The organism is Rhodomicrobium sp. R_RK_3 (genome assembly GCF_002198715.1).
Taxonomy (GTDB): Bacteria; Pseudomonadota; Alphaproteobacteria; order Rhizobiales; family Rhodomicrobiaceae; genus R-RK-3.
The window spans coordinates 140077-158044 of sequence record NZ_MWLK01000030.1 but is presented as its reverse complement, the minus strand read 5'-3'; the positions used below and the strand labels follow the sequence as shown (position 1 = coordinate 158044).

The 17968-nt window shown below is 68.1% G+C and carries 16 protein-coding genes; 3 read left to right on the top strand and 13 right to left on the bottom strand.

What is annotated here, in order from left to right:
- Positions 1–128: 128 nt before the first annotated feature.
- The 9 genes from ccoS to BLEFHOIH_RS16965 form a co-directional block, all read right to left on the bottom strand.
- Complete coding sequence (gene ccoS, locus BLEFHOIH_RS17005) at positions 129–299, bottom strand: cbb3-type cytochrome oxidase assembly protein CcoS (RefSeq protein WP_088347215.1); 171 nt, start codon at positions 297–299, stop codon at positions 129–131.
- The gene (locus BLEFHOIH_RS17000; RefSeq protein WP_245297060.1) at positions 296–2488 is read right to left on the bottom strand and encodes a heavy metal translocating P-type ATPase; all 2193 of its coding nucleotides are present in this window, start codon (positions 2486–2488) and stop codon (positions 296–298) included. Before BLEFHOIH_RS17000 ends, ccoS begins: the two co-directional genes overlap by 4 nt.
- On the bottom strand, positions 2470–2955 hold the full coding sequence (locus BLEFHOIH_RS16995; RefSeq protein WP_088347213.1) for a FixH family protein: 486 nt from the start codon (positions 2953–2955) through the stop codon (positions 2470–2472). Before BLEFHOIH_RS16995 ends, BLEFHOIH_RS17000 begins: the two co-directional genes overlap by 19 nt.
- Positions 2952–4460, bottom strand: a complete 1509-nt coding sequence (gene ccoG / locus BLEFHOIH_RS16990; protein WP_088347212.1) for a cytochrome c oxidase accessory protein CcoG — start codon at positions 4458–4460, stop codon at positions 2952–2954. The genes BLEFHOIH_RS16995 and ccoG overlap by 4 nt, the downstream gene beginning before the upstream one ends.
- Positions 4461–4530: 70 nt before the next feature.
- Entirely contained in the window at positions 4531–5400 is an 870-nt protein-coding gene (ccoP, locus tag BLEFHOIH_RS16985) for a cytochrome-c oxidase, cbb3-type subunit III (protein ID WP_088347211.1), read from the bottom strand.
- Entirely contained in the window at positions 5390–5575 is a 186-nt protein-coding gene (locus tag BLEFHOIH_RS16980) for a cbb3-type cytochrome c oxidase subunit 3 (protein WP_088347210.1), read from the bottom strand. The genes ccoP and BLEFHOIH_RS16980 overlap by 11 nt, the downstream gene beginning before the upstream one ends.
- Positions 5576–5583: 8 nt before the next feature.
- Complete coding sequence (gene ccoO, locus BLEFHOIH_RS16975) at positions 5584–6315, bottom strand: cytochrome-c oxidase, cbb3-type subunit II (protein ID WP_088347209.1); 732 nt, start codon at positions 6313–6315, stop codon at positions 5584–5586.
- A gap of 11 nt (positions 6316–6326) precedes the next feature.
- Positions 6327–7976, bottom strand: coding sequence for a cytochrome-c oxidase, cbb3-type subunit I (gene ccoN, locus BLEFHOIH_RS16970; RefSeq protein WP_245297059.1), 1650 nt, complete (start codon positions 7974–7976; stop codon positions 6327–6329).
- A gap of 153 nt (positions 7977–8129) precedes the next feature.
- On the bottom strand, positions 8130–8576 hold the full coding sequence (locus BLEFHOIH_RS16965) for a cytochrome c (RefSeq protein ID WP_245297058.1): 447 nt from the start codon (positions 8574–8576) through the stop codon (positions 8130–8132).
- A gap of 70 nt (positions 8577–8646) precedes the next feature.
- On the opposite strand from BLEFHOIH_RS16965, the gene BLEFHOIH_RS16960 reads away from it, so the two are divergent.
- A complete protein-coding gene (locus BLEFHOIH_RS16960; protein WP_088347207.1) occupies positions 8647–11193 on the top strand; it encodes a cation-translocating P-type ATPase in 2547 nt (848 codons plus the stop codon).
- Positions 11194–11295: 102 nt separating this feature from the next.
- Entirely contained in the window at positions 11296–13227 is a 1932-nt protein-coding gene (locus BLEFHOIH_RS16955) for a PAS domain-containing hybrid sensor histidine kinase/response regulator (RefSeq protein WP_245297057.1), read from the top strand.
- A gap of 348 nt (positions 13228–13575) precedes the next feature.
- On the opposite strand, the gene BLEFHOIH_RS16950 is transcribed toward BLEFHOIH_RS16955, so the two are convergent.
- The 4 genes from BLEFHOIH_RS16950 to BLEFHOIH_RS16935 all read right to left on the bottom strand — a co-directional run bounded on the left by BLEFHOIH_RS16950 (position 13576) and on the right by BLEFHOIH_RS16935 (position 16697).
- A complete protein-coding gene (locus BLEFHOIH_RS16950; RefSeq protein WP_088347205.1) occupies positions 13576–14763 on the bottom strand; it encodes a PHB depolymerase family esterase in 1188 nt (395 codons plus the stop codon).
- 52 nt (positions 14764–14815) lie between these two features.
- On the bottom strand, positions 14816–15232 hold the full coding sequence (locus BLEFHOIH_RS16945; protein ID WP_088347361.1) for a CopG family transcriptional regulator: 417 nt from the start codon (positions 15230–15232) through the stop codon (positions 14816–14818).
- 122 nt (positions 15233–15354) lie between these two features.
- Complete coding sequence (locus BLEFHOIH_RS16940; protein ID WP_088347204.1) at positions 15355–16164, bottom strand: exodeoxyribonuclease III; 810 nt, start codon at positions 16162–16164, stop codon at positions 15355–15357.
- Between the two features lie 74 nt (positions 16165–16238).
- On the bottom strand, positions 16239–16697 hold the full coding sequence (locus tag BLEFHOIH_RS16935) for an NUDIX domain-containing protein (protein WP_088347203.1): 459 nt from the start codon (positions 16695–16697) through the stop codon (positions 16239–16241).
- A gap of 106 nt (positions 16698–16803) precedes the next feature.
- Here BLEFHOIH_RS16935 and BLEFHOIH_RS16930 point away from each other — a divergent pair, with 106 nt between their 5' ends.
- Positions 16804–17715 carry a metallophosphoesterase gene (locus tag BLEFHOIH_RS16930; protein ID WP_088347202.1) on the top strand — a complete coding sequence of 304 codons (912 nt, stop codon included), beginning with the start codon at positions 16804–16806 and terminating at the stop codon, positions 17713–17715.
- Positions 17716–17968: the final 253 nt, after the last annotated feature.

Genomic DNA, 17968 nt, shown 5'->3' with positions numbered 1-17968 from the left:
ATAATATTCCGTCGCCCCGGCCGTCAGAGCCGGGGCCTACTCGCCTCCCCTCTTGCCGCAGCATTCGCGGATAGATGATTGGGTCCCGGCTCACCGCTTCGCGGTGTCCGGGACGACAAAGGGGGGCGTCAGCGAGATGTCCCTCGCGGCCCGCTGTCCTGGTCGTCGTCCTCCAAGATCCGGTAGGCGGCGCCGTCGAGGTCGTCGAACTGGCCGGATTTCAGCGACCAGAGAAAGGCCGCGAGGCCGAGCAGTCCGAGGAACAGGGCGACCGGGATCAGCCAGGCGAGCGCGCTCATGCCGACAGCCTCAGTTTCATGCCGCGCAACCGGACGGCGTTGGCCGTGACGACGATCGAGGAGGTGGACATGGCGATGGCGGCGATCAGCGGCGTGACGAAGCCCGCCGCCGCGATGGGCACGAAGACCAGATTATACAGCCCGGCGACGGCAAAATTCTCGAACGCCATGCGCTGGGCCCGCCGCGCCGTCGCCAGCAGCTCGATCACCGGGCGAAGCGCCGCGCCCTGGAACACGGCGTCGGAGGCCGTCTGGCTGATGTCGGCGGCGGAGGATGGCGCGAGCGATGCGTGCGCGGAGGCCAGCGCCGGGGCGTCGTTCAGCCCGTCGCCGACCATCAGCACCTTACGGCCGGCGGCGGCGAGTTCGCTCAGCCGGGCGATCTTCTCCTGCGGCTTGCAGCCCGCCCGCCAGATGGCGATGCCCAAGGCCCGCGCCACCGGCTCGACCGCCTCGGCGCGGTCGCCGGACATGATCTCGACGCGGAAGCCCGCCAGGGCGAATTCGGCAATGACGGCCGCCGCGTCCGGGCGCAGCGTGTCGGCGAAGCCGAATGCGATGGGCCGCTCGCCCGGCGCCGCGTAATAGAGCGAGGCGGGCCGCGCCTTGCCGTCCGCGCCGCACCATTCCGCCGAGCCGAGCCGGGCTTCGCCGCCGGGCAGCATGGCGCGCAAGCCGAAGCCCGGCTCCTCGACGATGTCAGCCGCGAGCGGCACGGCGCCGAACCGCGCCTTGGCGGCGTCGGCCACGGCGACTGCGTAGGGATGGCGGCTCGCGGCGGCAAGGCTCGCGGCGGCCTTCAGCGTTGCATCGTCGATGCCACGGACGTCGAGCAATACGGGATGGCCGAGCGTCAGCGTACCGGTCTTGTCGAAAACCACCGTATCGATTTCGGAGAGCCGTTCGAGCCCGTCCGCCGCCTTCACCAACACGCCCGCCGCGAACAGTCGGTCTGAGGCCGCGACCTGCACGGCCGGCACGGCCAGCGCCAACGCGCAGGGGCAGGTGATGATAAGCACGGCGATGGCGATCATCAGCGCGGACTCCCAGCCCGCGCCCGCGATCATCCAGCCGAGAAAGGTCGTCCCCGCGATCAGATGGACGGCGGGCGAATAGAGCCGCGAGGCGCGGTCGGCGAGGCGGACATAGCGCCCCCTCCCCTGCTCGGCCGTCTCCATCAGGCGGGTGAGCTCGGCGAGCAGCGTGTCGCCCTCGGTCTTGCCCGCCTCGAAGGTGATGGGCGCGCCGAGATTGACTGTGCCCGCAAACACCTCCGCGCCCGGGGCGATGGCGCGCGGCGCACTCTCGCCGGTGAGCAGGCTTTCATCGGCGTCGGAGCGGCCCTCGCTGACGATGCCGTCGGCCGGAAAGCGCTCGCCCGCCGCGACCGCGACCCGCATCCCCGGCAGCAGAGCCGCCGCCGCGATGCGCTCGGCGGAGCCGTCGGGCTGGATGATGGTCGCCCATTTGGCGCGCATTTTCAGCAAGTTCTGCGCCGCGCCGCGCGCCTTGACGCGCATCCGCTGGTCGAGATAGCGGCCGATCAGCAGGAAGAACAGCAGCGACACGCAGGCATCGAAATAGACATGCTCGCCGCCGCGCGCGGTCAGCACGAGGCTCATCCCCGCCGACAGGAGGATGGCCAGCGAGATCGGCACATCCATGTTGAGGCGCAGCACCTTGATGCCCTGCCATGCCGAGCGGAAAAAGGGCTGGCCGGAATAGGCGACGGCCGGCAGGGCGATCAGCGCGGAGACCCAGTGCAGCAGGTCGCGCGTCGCCGGGTCCATGCCGGAGGCGTGGCCGGACCAGACCGACACCGACAGCAGCATGACGTTCATGGCGGCAAAGCCCGCGACGGCGAGCCGGGCGAGGAAATCGCGGTTGCGCCTATCGTCCTCGCCGGTCTGCTGCGCGACCAGCTCGGCGGCGGTGAACCCGGCCGCGGCGAGCGCGCCGATCAGCGCCTCGGGCGCGGTGCGGTTCTCGTCGAAGCTGACGGCGACGCGCTTGGCCGCCAGATTGGCGCGGGCGGCGGCGACCCCGGGCGAGGCCATCAGCGCCCGTTCGACCTTGCTCATGCAGCCGCCGCAATGCATGTTCTCAACGGTCAGCGTCACCGGGCGCAGGGTCACGGCGGGGTCGGCGGCGCCGGCGAAATCGCGGTCGATCATTCGGGCTTGAGCCATAGGCGCTCCTTGATGCGGTAGAGCAGATCGCGTTTGCGCGCGTCGAGCGACAGCACCCAACTTCCGGGCGCGAGCCCTTCGGCGGTCGCGGCATAAAAGCCGGGACTGGTCTCGCTGAAGCTGAGCGGATGGGTGAAGCGGTCGGCGGCGGGGCGTCCGATGTCGCCGGTGATGGCCAGCTGCGGCACGGGCTGTCCCTGTCCGTCGCTGATCCTCACCTCGATGCGGCCCGCCTCGCCCAATGCGACCCGATGCACCCAGCCGAGCGCCGACTGCCTGCGCCCTTCGTCGATGCGCGCATTATATTGCAGCCCCTCCCGGTAGGCGTCGGGGCGATCGACGCCGTTGAAGGTCGAGACGGCGAAATAGGTGAAGACGCCATTGACCGCCAGCATGGTGCCGAAGAAGCCGCCCAGCACGATCAGCAGATGGCGTCCGGTGAAGTGCCTTGCGGTGATGTCGGTCATTTGCCCGGTCCTCTGAAAATGCTGGCGCGGCGGGTTTCGGTGCCGTCGGTCAGATCGCGCACCACGATCGCAAACGGCGTCTGGCTGGCGGGGAGCGCCTGCGCGGCCTCGCGCGGCAGGGTCACGAACAGCTTGAGGCTGCGCAGATTGTCCGGCGACACCTCGATGTGCGGCTGCGCCTCCGCATCCATGCCGAGCACCGACAGCCGCGCGCCCGGCAGCCCCTCGAGCCCCAGCGCGACGCTGCGGGTCTCATAGAGCTTGTTGAGGATGCGCACATTGTAGCCATTGCGGATGCTGCCGTCGGAGAGCCGCACGAACAGCGGATTGCGGTCCGCCTGCACGTTGACGTCCAGCACCGTCCGCGCCGACAGCGCGACCAGCATCACCGTGCCGACCAGCGCCAGCAACCCGGCATAGAGCACCGTCCGCGGGCGGATCAGCCGGATCGGCACGCGGTCGCCGTGGCTGGCGGCGTCGAGATTGCGGAAGGTGTCGTAGGCGATCAGCTTCGGCGGGCGGCCGACCTTGTACATGACGTCGTCGCAGGCATCGATGCAGAGCGCGCATTGGATGCATTCGAGCTGCGGCCCGTTGCGGATGTCGATGCCGGTCGGGCAGACCGCCACGCATTGCTTGCAGTCGACGCAGTCGCCGCGCCCGAGCCAGCGCTCGCCCTTCTTGTGGCTGCCGCGCGGCTCGCCGCGATAGGCCCGGTAGGAGACGAGCAGCGAATCGGCGTCGAACATCGCGCCCTGGATGCGCGGCCAGGGGCACATATAGATGCAGACCTGTTCGCGGGCGAGGCCGCCCAGCACATAGGTCGTCGCGGTGAAGATGCCGAGGAAGAGATAGGCGATGGCCGGAGCATCGAAATGGATGAACTCCATGGCGAGCGTCGGCGCGTCGCGGAAGTAGAAGACAAAGGCGCCGCCCGTGGCGATGGCGATCGCCAGCCAGCTCAGATGCGTCGCGCCGAGCTTCCAGATTTTCTCAAAACCCCAAGGCGCCTTGGCGAGCCGCATCCGGGCATTGCGGTCGCCCTGCCAGAAGCGCTCGACGGCAATCATCAGGTCGGTCCAGACCGTCTGCGGGCAGGCATAGCCGCACCAGACCCGGCCCGCCAGCGCCGTCACCAGGAACAGAGCGAGCGCCGCGAGAATGAGCAGGCCGGTCACGAAATAGAATTGCTGCGCCCAGATTTCGAGGCCGAAGATGTAGAGCCGCTGATGCGCGAAATCGAGCAGGAAGGCCTGGTCCGGCAGGTTCGGCCCGCGATCCCAGCGCAGCCAGGGCAACACGTAATAGATGCCGAGGGTGACCGCCATCACCGCCCATTTGATGCGCCGGAAAGTGCCCGAGGCGCGCTTGGGATAGATCGGCACGCGAGCGGCGTAGAGCGCCCGCCCGGCCTGGGTATTGACCGCCTGCGCATCGGAGCGGGCAATGCCGGGGGCCGCTTCCGGAGCGGGGGCCGGGTCCAGTGTTTGCGGCAAACTCGTCATCGCGTTTTGTGCCATTAAGGCCTGTATGAAAATCGCTTCGCATCCGCAGGACATGGGCGCGCCCTCCCGCTCATTGGCCGCCGCCCAGCGAATGGACATAGACGGTCAGCTTCTTGATCGTGCCGGCGTCGAGACGGCCAGCCCAGGCCGGCATGACGCCGCCGCGCCCGGTCTCGATGCTCCTGACGATGTCGGCCTTAGCGCCGCCATAGAGCCAGATGGCGTCGGTCAGGTCGGGCGCGCCGAGCTCCCGATTGCCCTTGCCGGTCTCGCCATGGCAGGCGGCGCAATTGTCGGCGAAGAGCGGCTTGGCCCGTTCCGCCGCCGCCGCGTCATGCGGATTGCCGGACAGCGCCAGCACCTGCTCGGCGAGATCGGAAATCTGCCCGCGCTCGAGGATCTGGTCCTGCCCGAAGCGCGGCATGGCGCTCGCCCGCGTCTCCCCGGCGGTGCTGCGGATACCGTAAAGCACGGTCTGCTGGATGTCGGCGAGCTTGCCGCCCCAGAGCCAGTCATCGTCGTTCAGGTTGGGATAGCCCTTGGCGCCTTGCGCGCCGCGTCCGTGGCAAGGGGCACAATTGTCGCCGAAGGCCGCGCGCCCGCCCGCCATGGCGAATTGCAGCAGATCGGGCGAGGCCTGGATCTCCTCCACCGACGCCTTGGCGATGGCCGCATTGGCCTGCCCCTGCGCGGCGCGCGCCTCGGCGATGCGCTGGCCGACGGTCTCGCGCTGGCTGTAGCCGGCGAGCCCTCGCGTATAGCCCGAGATCAGCGGCCAGGCAGGATAGGCCACCCAATAGCCGATCGACCAGACGATGCAGGCATAGAGCACATAGAGCCACCATTTCGGCAGCGGCTGGTTCAGCTCCTTGATGCCGTCCCACTCATGGCCGGTGGTCTCGGCTCCGGTGACGCTGTCGATTTCGGGCCTAGCGTCCATTGTCGCCTCGCGGTGCTGGGTCTTCGGGGTCTTGTTCGAGCGGAATGTTGCGCGCCTCTTCGAAGCGCGCCTTGTTGCCGGGCCAGAAGGCGTAGATCAGCACGCCGACGAACAGGGCGATGAAGATCAGCAGGCCGGCCATCGCGGCATAGGTTTTGACGTCCTCGTAAGCCATGGCGCGCCCTATCTCAGATTGGGTCCGGCTGCGTCGAACTTGGTGAAATCGACCAGCGTGCCGAGCACCTGCAGATAGGCGATCAGCGCATCCAGCTCGGTGAGCTTTTCCGGATCGCCGTCGAAGCTGCGCACCACGGCCTTGGGATAGCGCTGCGCCAGTTCCGCAGCGCCGCCCGACTCCGCCACGGCCTGCGCCTCGAGATCGGCCTTGGCCTTGGCGATCATCTCATCCGTATAGGGAACGCCCACGGCCCGGTCGGCCTTCAGCCGCTCGGCGATGTCGCCGGCCTCGAGCTTGCGCGCGGCCAGGAACGGATAGCCGGGCATGATCGATTCCGGCACCACGCTGCGCGGGTCGACAAGATGGGCCAGATGCCATTCGTCGGAATATTTGCCGCCGACGCGGGCCAGATCCGGCCCGGTGCGCTTTGAGCCCCATTGGAAGGGATGGTCGTACATGCTCTCGGCGGCGAGGCTGTAATGGCCGTAGCGCTCGACCTCGTCGCGCAGGGCGCGGATCATCTGGCTGTGGCAGTTGTAGCAGCCCTCCCGCAGATAGATGTCGCGGCCGGCGAGCTCCAGCGGCGTATAGGGGCGCATGCCTTGCACCTTCTCAACGGTCGATGAGAGCCAGAACAGCGGCGCGATCTCGACGAGGCCGCCGACCGCCACGACGATCAGGATGCCGATCAGCAGGACGAGTGAATGTTTTTCGAAAACGGCGTGTGAAAGCTTCATGTCGGTTGCCCTTATTCCGCCGGCATGGGTTGCGCGCCGCCAAGCTCCGCCTCGCCGGCTTCGGCGACGGTGCGGCGCGCCGTCATCCAGAGATTGAAGGCCATGATCAGCGAGCCGGCGACGAAGAGCAGGCCCCCGATGGCGCGGATGACGTAATAGGGGTGCATCGCCTCGACGGTCTCGACGAAGGAATATTGCAGGAAGCCCAGCGCATCATAGGCACGCCACATCAGCCCTTGCGTGATGCCCGACACCCACATGGCGGTGATGTAAAGCAGGATGCCGAGGGTCGAGATCCAGAAGTGCCATTCGACGAGGCGCATAGAGTAGAGCGACGGGCGCCGCCAGAGCCAGGGCGTCAGGCAGTACATCGCGCCGAAGGAGATCATGGCGACCCAGCCGAGCGCGCCGGAATGCACATGGCCGATGGTCCAGTCCGTGTAATGCGAGAGCGAGTTGACGGCGCGGATGCTCATCAGCGGCCCCTCGAAGGTGGACATGCCGTAGAAGGCGACCGAGACCACCAGGAAGCGCATGACGGGATCGGTGCGCAGCTTGTCCCAGGCGCCCGAGAGCGTCATCAGCCCGTTGATCATGCCGCCCCATGAGGGCATCCAGAGCATGATCGAGAAGGTCATGCCGAGCGTCTGCGCCCAGTCCGGCAGCGCGGTGTAATGGAGGTGGTGCGGCCCGGCCCAGATATAGAGGAAGATCAGCGACCAGAAATGCACGATCGAGAGCTTGTAGGAATAGACCGGCCGGTCGGCGCGCTTGGGAATGAAGTAGTACATCATGCCAAGGAAGCCGGCGGTGAGGAAGAAGCCGACCGCGTTATGGCCGTACCACCACTGCGTCATCGCATCCTGCACGCCGGCGTAAAGGATCACGCTTTTCGAGCCGGTGAAGGAGACGGGCCAGGCCAGGTTGTTGACGATGTGCAGCATCGCCACGGTGACGATGAAGGCGAGGTAGAACCAGTTCGCCACATAGATATGCGGCTCCTTGCGGCGCGACAGCGTGCCGAGGAAGACGAGGAGATAGACGACCCAGACCACCGTCAGCCAGAGGTCGGCATACCATTCCGGCTCGGCATATTCCTTGGACTGGGTGACGCCGAGGACGTAGCCGGTCGCGGCGATGACGATGAACAGGTTGTAGCCCCAGAATACGAACCAGGGCGACCAGCGCCCCGCGAGCCGGGCGCGCGATGTGCGCTGCACGACGTAGAATGAGGTGGCGATCAGCGCATTGCCGCCGAACGCAAAGATCACCGCCGAGGTATGCAGCGGGCGCAGGCGGCCAAAACTGGTCCAGGGCAGGTCGAGATTCAGCGCCGGGAAAGCGAGTTGCCAGGCGATCACATCGCCCACCACGAAGCCGGCGATGCCCCAGAACACGGTGGCGACGACGCCCGCCTTGATGACGTTGTCGGCGTAGAAGCGGACCTCCGGCTGGTAGTTGGGCCCGGCGAGCGAGCCGGTGCCGAACGCGTTGCCGACGAGAAACACCAGCGCCGCCGCCGATGCGGCAGCGAATAGCACCGCATGAAAGCCCATCACCTCGTCGGCCGCGAGCATGGCGAGGGTGATGCCGAGCAGCAGGCCGATGACGGCTCCGGCAATGGCGAGCACGTCGGACAGGGCGGCGAATTCATCTCTCATCGGCGTTGATTGCATGGAATGCGACCCCCTCATCCCGGCTGGCTGAAGACACGGAGCCCGAGAACTCCTTCAGCGTTTATGCGGGAGCGGGTCCGGAGCGGCGTTGACCTGGATCAAGCGCGCGCTGCGGAGATGTCGCAGGGCGCGGCGGCGCTAGCGCGATACAGGCGCCTGCGGTGCGGCGAGGCTGTCGAGATAGGCGAGGAAGGCGTCGATCTCGTCGGCTTCGAAGCGGGCTTCTGGCATGTCCGGATGGCCGGTCATGATGCCCTCAGCCAGCGCTTCCTGCATCATCTCGACCGGCCAGCGCCGGTGCAGATCGCGAAAGTTCGGCGCTTCGGGGTGCTTGGCGGCATCGTCCCTGCCGATGGCGTGGCAGCGGGCGCAGCGCGCCTCGGCGATCGCCCGCCCGCGCGCGACGTCCGCCGGAGCCGCCCAGCCTTGCGCGGCCATGACCGCGCCGAGCGCCGTGGCGAAACAGATCCGCTGCATGATGGTGCGCGACATTGGCCATGCCTCCCGCTCGATGACGCGGCCGCCGATTCGGCGCGTCGGCAAGGCATGGGCCGCCGCGGCCGCGCCCGCCTTGACCTCGATCAAGCGCCTGTTAGCCGGGAAGCGTTATACTGGGGGATCGTCCCGACCCGATTGGCCCGTTGGAGCCTGCCCTATGACATCAGCCCATCCTCACACCCGCGCGAAAGGAGGCCGGAGGCCGGCCGTCCCGCGCCGCGAACCGGCGCGCGGCCTCAGCTCGACCGAGGCGGCGGCGCGGCTCGCCAGGGACGGCCCGAACGCCCTGCCCGCCGCCGCCCAACATTCGATCTTCGCCATCGCGCGCGACGTGCTGCGCGAGCCGATGCTGATGCTGCTGCTCGCCGCCGGCGGCATCTATCTGGCGCTGGGCGACCGCGCCGAAGCGCTGCTCATCATCTGCCTCGCCTCGGCGACCGTCGTGATCTCGATCCTGCAGCAGATCCGCAGCGAGCGGGTGCTCGAACAGCTCTCGCGCATGAGCGACCCGCGCCCGCTGGTGATCCGGGACAGCAAGCCCGTCAATGTCGCGATCGAGACCGTCGTGCGTGGCGACGCCCTGGTGCTGCGCGAAGGCAACCGGGTCGCCGCCGATGCCGAGCTGATCGAGAGCCACGCCGTCGAGGCCGACGAATCGCTGCTCACGGGCGAGTCCGTGCCGGTCGGCAAGCACGCCGCGCCGGGCGGCACCAAAAGCGAGCAGTCGCGCGTCTATGCCGGTACGCTGATCGTGCGCGGCCAGGGCGTCGCCATCGTCACCGCGACCGGCACGCACAGCGCCATGGGCCGGATCGGCAAGACGCTGTCGGAGATCGAGACCGAAGCGCCGCCGCTGCGCCAGCAGATCCGGGGCGTTATCTTCGTCTTCGCCGCGGGCGGCATCGTGATGAGCGCCCTGGCTTTTCTGCTTAACGGCCTGTTGCGGGGGGAATGGCTGCAGGGCGTGCTCGGCGGCATCGCGCTCAGCATGGCCCTGCTGCCGGAGGAATTCCCGGTGGTGCTGACGGTGTTCCTGGTCATGGGCGCCTGGCGGATTTCCAAGGTCCGCGTGCTGACGCGCAAGGCCTCCGCCATCGAGACGCTCGGCGCGGCGACGGTGTTGTGCACCGACAAGACCGGCACGCTGACGGAGAACCGCATGGCCGTGGCCGAGATGCGGATCGGCGCGCGGGTGGCCAAGCCGCGATCCGGGCAGGCGCTGAACGCCGATTTCCAGGAGTTGATGCGCGCCGCCATCCTCGCGTCCGAGCCGCAGCCCTCCGACCCGATGGAAAAAGCCTTTCTCGCCTGGACGGCGCAGGTGCGCGAGCATCCGGCGGCGGCCGGCGCGGCGCTCGCGAAGCGCTATCCGCTCGAGCCGGACCTGCCGGCGCTCACCCATGTCTGGCGCTCGAAAAGCCGGGGCGTGGTGGCGGCCAAGGGCGCGCCCGAGGCGATCGCCCGGCTCTGCGGGCTCGACGCCGCCCGCGCCCGCGATGTGCACGCAGCGGTCGAGGCGATGGCGGCGCGAGGGCTGCGCGTGCTCGGCGTGGCCATGGCGCCAGATCCCGCCGGCCCGCTGCCGGAGCGGCCGGACGGCTTCGCCTTCGCCTTTCTCGGCCTGATCGGCCTGGAAGACCCATTGCGCCCTGGCGTCCCCGAAGCCGTCGCCGAATGCCGGGGCGCGGGCATCCGCGTCATCATGATCACCGGCGACCACCCGGCCACGGCCCTCGCCATAGCGGGGCAGGCCGGCATCGGCTCCGGCGCCGCCATGACGGGCGCCGAGTTGGACAAGCTCAGCGACGCGGAACTGGCGCAGCACGTCGCCTCGGTCGCGGTGTTCGCGCGCACCAAGCCGGAGCAGAAGCTGCGCATCGTCGCCGCGCTGAAGGCCAATGGCGAGGTGGTGGCAATGACCGGCGACGGCGTTAACGACGCCCCGGCGCTGAAGGCTGCGCATATCGGCATCGCCATGGGCCAGCGCGGGACGGCGGTGGCGCGCGAGGCCAGCAGCATCGTGCTGCTCGACGACAATTTCAATTCCATCGTCCGCACCATCCGCCTCGGGCGGCGCATCTACGACAATCTGCGCAAGGCCATCTGCTTCGTCACCGCCGCGCATGTGCCGATCGCCGGGCTGGCGCTGATGCCGCTCCTGTTCGGGCTGCCGCTGCTGCTGATGCCGGTCCATATCGCCTTTATCGAGATGATCATCGATCCCGTCTCGTCGCTGGGCTATGAGGCCGAGCCGGAGGAGAAGGGCGTCATGCAGCGGCCGCCGCGCGCCACCCAGGAACCGCTACTGCCGCTGCGGCTGATCGGCTGGGGCCTGTTCCAGGGCGTCATGGCGCTGGCGGCGGTGGCGGCGGTGTTCGTGGTCGCGCTGAACCGTGGCCTGCCCGAGGACGAGGTCCGTGCCCTCGCCTTTGCCGCGCTGGTCGCCTGCAATTTCGCCATCGTCCTCGCCAATCGGGCGCTGCGCAGTTCGCTCGCCGCCAGCCTGCTGCGGCCCAATCCCCTGCTCTGGCTCGCCCTCGGCGTCAATCTGGCCGTTCTCTGCCTGCTGTTCCTGCTTCCCCAGGCCAGCCGCCTCTTCCGCTTCGGGCCGCTGCACGCCCATGACGCGGCCATCGCGGCGGGGGCGGGGCTGGCGCTGCTCGGGGTTTTCGGCGTGGCGAAGCGGCTTTGGCGGCCGGTCTGAGGCTGGCCGCCGCGCGGAAAGAGCTTGCGGCGTGTGGCTGGGCGCGCATTCTGTCGGTCGGGGATCGAAGCGGCCTGGCGCCGCGCTGGAAAGATACCGACGATGCAGAATGCCACCTCATCTCGGACCGAGTTCGAGCCGCATATGGTCGAGGCGGCGATCGACTCAGCCGTCAATGCCATCCTCATCATCGATGAGCACGGCATCCTGCAAAGGGTCAATCCGGCGACGGAAAAGCTGTTCGGCTACGCCCGCGCCGAGTTGATCGGCCAAAACGTCCACATGCTGATGCCGGAGCCCTATCACGCGGCGCATGACGGCTATATGCGCAACTACCTGACCACGGGCGAGAAGAAGATCATCGGCATCGGCCGCGAGGTTTTCGGCCGCCGCAAGGACGGCACCACCTTCCCGATGCACCTCTCCGTCGGCGAGTTCACCGCCAGCGGCCGGCTGTTCTTCGTCGGCAGCATCAACGATATTTCGGCGCGCGCGGCGGCCCAGGCCGAGGGCGCGCGGCAGAAGACGCTGTTCCAGGCCATTTTCGACAATTGCCCTGACGCGATGGTCATCTCCGACGCGGATCACCGCATCACCCTGTGCAATCCGGCCGCGCTGCACATCTTCCGCTACGAGCCGGGCGAGCTGATCGGCAAGCCGACGCGGGTGATTTTCGCCAGCGACGCCGATTACGAGCGCGTTGCCGGCCTGACCCCGGCCCTGCCGACCGGCGGCCCCTCCGCCGGGCTGGTGCTGAATTTTTCGCGCAAGGGCGGGGCGCAGTTTCCAGGCGCTGCAGCGGCGGCCGACATCATCGACAATGCCGGTGCGCATCTCGGCATCCTCAAGGTCATCCGCGACGTCAGCCGCGAGGTGGCGCAGGAGCAGGCGCTGCGGCAGGTGCAGCGGATGGAGGCCATCGGCCAGCTCACCGGCGGCATCGCCCATGATTTCAACAATCTGCTGACCATCATCACCGGCAATCACGAATTGCTGGAGCTGGAGATCACCGACGAGTACCAGCGCGACCTGCTGAAGCGCGCCGACGACGCCGCCCATATGGGCGCCCGGCTCACCGACCGGCTGCTGACCTTCGCCCGCCGCCGCCCGCTGAACGCCGTCAGCGTCGACCTCAACGAGCATGTGCTCGGCATGATGGATCTTCTGCGCCGCACGCTCGGCGAGACCATCAGCATCAGGGCGTCGCTCGCGCCGGACCTGTGGGTGGTGCATTCCGATGTCAGCGAGATCGAGAATGCGGCGCTGAACCTTGCCATCAACGCCCGCGACGCCATGCCCTCGGGCGGCACGCTGATGATCGAGACCTGCAACATGATGGTCGACGACCAGCATGTCGCGCGGGATATCGGCCTGGCGCCGGGCGGCTATGTGCGGCTTTCGGTGTCGGATACCGGCGAGGGCATCAAGCCGGAGATCCTGGCCCGCGTGTTCGAGCCGTTTTTCACCACCAAGGGCGCGGGCAAGGGCACCGGCCTCGGCCTCAGCGTCATTTACGGCTTTGCCAAGCAGTCGGGCGGACAGGTGACGATCTACAGCGAGCCGGGGCGCGGCACCACGGTCAACCTCTATCTGCCGCGCGCCGCCAGCGAGGCCGCGGCGCGGGCGCGTCCGGCGGGCCGCACGGGCGCGCGGGCGGCGCCGGGCGAGGTGGTTCTGGTGGTCGAGGATCAGGGGCCGGTGCGGGAGGTGACGCTGCGGCGGATCGCCCAGCTCGGCTACGACGTGCGCGCGGCGGACAGCGCGGCGGCGGCGCTCGACGTGCTGCGCTCGGGCGAGCGGATCGACCTGGTGTTTTCGGACATTGTCATGCCCGGCGGCATGACCGGCTTCGACCTCGCCGACTGGATCGGCGCGAACATGCCCGCGGTGCCGGTGGTGCTGACCTCTGGCTTTGCCGAGACCATCGCGCAGAGCCTCCCCCATGCCGGACCCGCCGCCCGGATTTTGCGCAAGCCCTATAGCGGCGAAGACCTCGCCGACGCCCTCCGCGCCGGCCTCGACGGGCGGGGGTGAGCGGCCGAGACATGCCGGCATGTCCGAGCAAGCGGCTTCCCCTCACCCGGTCGCGGCGCGCCCGCCCTCTCCCCTTGAGGGAGAGGTTAGCCAAAGGCGGGTGGGTGATGGGGCTTTGCGGCGCTCGCCTTGACCCGCCCCTCAGCGACCCGCAGGACCACTTCAACCGCGCGCTCGGCCTCTGCCCCGCGCCGCAGGGCTAGCTCCAAACGCCGTCGCCCCGGCCTTTGGAGCCGGGGCGTACTCGCATCCCCGCTTGCCGCGGCGCCCGCGGATCGGCAGGTGGGTTCCAGCTCACCGCCTCGCGGTGCGGACGATGAGAGCTCCGTCTAACGAACTCGTCCCGCTCTAACCGGCCCGCCGGTGTTCCAGGAAAAATCGTAGCATTTCGCGGCTGGCGTCGGGGCCTTTGGGGTCGGTGTAGGTGCCAGAGGGGTTGCCGCCGAGCCAGACATGGCCGGCGCCGTGGATCGTCCACTGCTCGCAGATGGCGCGGCCGGAGGCGTCGGCCTGGATGATGCGGTTATAGGCATAGCTGCCCGGCGCCTCGCCTTGCTGCGTCGTCCGGGTCAGGCCGGCCGCACTCGCCGTCGCCTGCGCCGCGACGGCATCGCCATTGCGCAGGTTGACGACGGCGTCCTGATCGCCGTGGAAAACGATGGTCGGCATGGGACGGTTGCCGATGGGCGTCCCTTTCGGGCCGTCGCGCATGGCGGCAAGGGCGGATTGCAGGTCTTGCGCCGCTCCGAAGGGCAGCCCGGAATGCACGCCGACCGCCGCGAAGAGATCCGGATAGGCCGCGCCCATGATCGCCGCCGTGGCGCCGCCGGCCGACAGCCCTGCGACATAGACGCGGCTTGGATCGACGGCATTTTCGCGCATGATCTGGCGCGTGATGCCCGCGATCAGCGAGGGCTCGCCGAGGTCGCGGCGCTGGTCGCCGGGGACGAACCAGTTCCAGCATTTGTTCGGATTGGCGAAGGTCGGCTGCGCCGGGTAGAGGACGAGAAAGCCCTCCGCCGCCGCCAGCGCGTTCATCTGGGTGCCGGCGGCGAAATCATCCGGCGATTGCGTGCAGCCATGCAGCATGACGATGAGCGGCATCGGCGGGCCACCCGGCCGCCTCGGCGGGGTGAACAGCTTATAGCCGCGCGTCCCCGCCGCATTGGTGTACGAGCCGGTCACGAAGGAGGCGCCTTCCGGCAGCGGCTCGGGCTCGGGCCGGGGCGCCTTGACCTGCCTATCGAGGGCGGCGGCCTTTGCCCGCGCGGCGAGGCCGCGCAGCGTCTCGCGCAGGCCGCTGCCAGGCTTGGTCCGGGGCCGCCCGTTCGATCGGGCGGCCGCGTCGGCGGGCGTGGAGGCCGGATCGATCACCTCGTATTCGGCGTCGATGGTTTTGCCGGCGCCCGGCCGAGCGGATTCAGCCGCAGTACCGCCGCGCAGCAGGCGCTGAAGCACGGCGGTCGCCTCGGCGAGTTTTCCGGCGCGGGTAAGGCGGGTGGCCTCGGCCATTTCCGGGGGAAGTTTGAACGGCATGAGTGTGCTTCCTGTGCTCAGGCTGAGGGCGTGGGGCGGACGGCATTCGCCGTCATTGCATGCGGTCCGCGAGGGCGGATTTCACGGCGGCGCTGGCATGCAGCGCGCCCAGCACGGACAGCGAGGCGATGCTGTCGCGGGCGAGTTCCGGGCTGACATCCTCGGCGATGGTGGCAAGGCCGAGCACGCGAATGTCGAGCATCTGCCCGGCCGCGCGTGCAGCCTCGAGATCGGCCCGGCTGAAATGGCGCAGCCCCAGATCGACGCTCTTGCGCGTTACAGCTTGCCGGACCGCGTCGCCATGGCGGTCGATCTGGTTGCGGATAGCGGTGCGGATGAAATCGGTACGGTTCGAATAGAACCCCTCCTTCACCAGCAGATCGATATGGCCGAGATCGACGAAGCCGAGATTGATGGTGATCTTTTCGCTTTCTGCGCGGGGGCGCAGTTCCTGAACATTGCCGGTCATGGGCTTGGCCATCCTGTTACCATCCATGTGGATGGAGATGGGATGGCGCACGCCGCGCGTCAAGGCCCCCTGAACGCAGCGCAGTGGATGACCGCTTCGCGGGGAGCAAAGAAGATGCCGGCCTAATTCAATTCGAATTCCGCGATCACCGGCACGTGGTCCGAGGGCTGCTCCCAGCCGCGGGCTTCCTCGACGACGGTGACGGACCGGGCCGCGCCTTCGAGGCCGGGCGTCGTCCAGATATGGTCGAGGCGGCGGCCCTTATTGGAGGCGCGCCAGTCGCGGGCGCGGTAGCTCCACCAGGTGTAAAGCTTCTGGTCCTCCGGCACATATTTGCGCATGACGTCGACCCAGTTCGCGGACGCCTTCAGCCGGGTCAGGTGCTCGACCTCGACCGGCGTATGGCTGACCACTTTCAGCAATTGCTTGTGCGACCAGACATCGTGCTCGAGCGGGGCGACGTTGAAATCGCCGACCATCACATGCTGGCAGCTCGTATCCGCCGCGCCGCCATCGGCGAACCACTCGGTAAGCGTGCGAATATAGGCCAACTTCTGGCCGAATTTCGGATTGAGTTGCGGGTCGGGAATGTCGCCGCCGGCGGGGATGTAGAGATTATGGATGATAACCCGCTGCCCGCCGAGCGCCACCGCGATATGCCGCGCCTCGCCGCTGCCGCAGAAATTCTCGGTGCCCTTCGGCTCCAGCGGCAGGCGCGACAGCGTGGCGACGCCGTGATAGCCGGCCTGCCCCTTCACCTGGATATGCGGATAGCCGAGCGCCTTGACCGCATCATAAGGGAACAGCTCGTCGACGCATTTGATCTCCTGCAGGCAGAGCACGTCGGGCTGGAAGGTCTTCACGAAACGCTCGACCAGTCCGATGCGCAGCCGCACCGAATTGATGTTCCAAGTCGCCAATCTGAGTTTCATGGGCCGCCGATCGCTGAGTGCCTGACGCCGAGATTTAGCGCGGGCGCGGGATTCGATGAAGCCTCTTTTTCTTCTTACCAATGCTGCCCGATCGGCTGGCCGCCAAAGATCTCCGCAATGCGCCGCTTTGCGCCCCGCACGATCTCGGCGGGCAGCTCGGTCAGCGGGAAGAAGCGCTGCTCCTGGATTTCCATATTGGGCGCCGGGATGCGCGGCTGTTCCCAATCCTCGACCACGTAAAGCGCGACATGGTCGCTCGGCGCGGTCTGGAAATTGGCGAAGACGCCGTGCAGACGCGGCTGTCCGCGCACCACGACGCCGGTCTCTTCCTCGACCTCGCGGGCGAGCGCGGCGAGCAGCGTCTCGCGCCATTCGACGCCGCCACCGGGGAAATGCCAACCGGGCCGGTAGCCGTGGCGGATCAGCAGAACCTCGCTGCCGCCGCGCGTGATCACGGCCTGAACGCCGAAGGTCATGCCGCGCGTCAGCCGCCAATAGGGAAACAGCACTGTCTGCAATACGCGTCGTTTCATCCGCCCCCCGTCCCTGTTCGCGCTTAGTCGCCCTTTTAGGCTGTTGTGAGGCTTAACTGATTTGCTAAACAGACGGCGGCATTAATTTCCTCCCCGGCCCCGCCCCATGTTCACGCTCGCCCATCTTTCCGACATCCATCTCGCGCCCCTGCCGGCTCCCGCGCTGCACGAGCTGATGAGCAAGCGCGCCTTCGGCTATGTCAACTGGCAGCGCCGCCGCCACCAGCACCGCCGCGACGTGCTCGACCGGCTGATGGCCGATCTGATCGCGCAAAAGCCCGACCATGTCGCCATGACCGGCGATCTGGTGAACATCGCGCTGCCCGAGGAATTCCGGCAAGCGCGGGCCTGGCTGGACGGGCTCGGCATCGGCGGCCCGAAAGCCATCACCGTCATCCCAGGCAATCACGACGCCTATGTGCCGTTCCTGCGCAATCCGGGCGTGCGCCATTGGCAGCCCTATATGCTGCCGAATGCCGCGGCCGCCCGGTTCGCCAGCCCGAGCGGCAGCGCCTTCCCCTTCGTGCAGCTTTTCGGCGAGATCGCGCTGATCGGCCTCTCCTCCGCCCGGCCGACATTTCCGGGCATGGCCTCGGGCTGGCTCGGACGGCGGCAGATCGCCGAGGTCGGGCCGATCCTCGACGCGCTGGGAGCGGAGAATTTCTGCCGCGTGGTGCTGATCCACCACCCGCCCTTGCCCGGTATGACGAGCTGGCAGCGCGGCTTGCACGATGCCTCAGCCTTCCGCGATGTGCTCGCGCGCCACGGCGCGGAGCTGGTGCTGCACGGTCATAATCACCGCGCCATGATCGCCAGCCTCGGGGCGGCGACGGGCATGGTGCCGATCGTCGGCGCGCCGTCGGCCTCGCTGGCCAGCGAACAGCCGGCCAAGCGCGCCGCCTATAATCTGTTCGGCATCGGCCGGGGCGGCAATGGCGGCTGGCAGCTTGCCATGCGCTCCCGCGTTTTCGACCTGGACGGCCGCGTCGAGGAGGTGCGGCAGGAATTGTTGCTCTGAATTTCCGGCGGCTGCTTCCGAGGTGCCGCAGGCGCCGCCATTGCCGCGATTGCGCGCGTCGACGTAGGATGGCCGGAGCCTCCACAGGAGAGCGGAGCGGCGTTCCTGGCCGGATTCGTCGAGGGCGAAAGCGTCCGGAACGTGCGGCTGATCGGGCGGCATCGGGTCCAGGGCCTCACCATCGCGCCGGCCGCCTGAGGCAATCCCACCCCGCGCCCACACGCATTACGCGCAATAAATCCTGCTTACACCT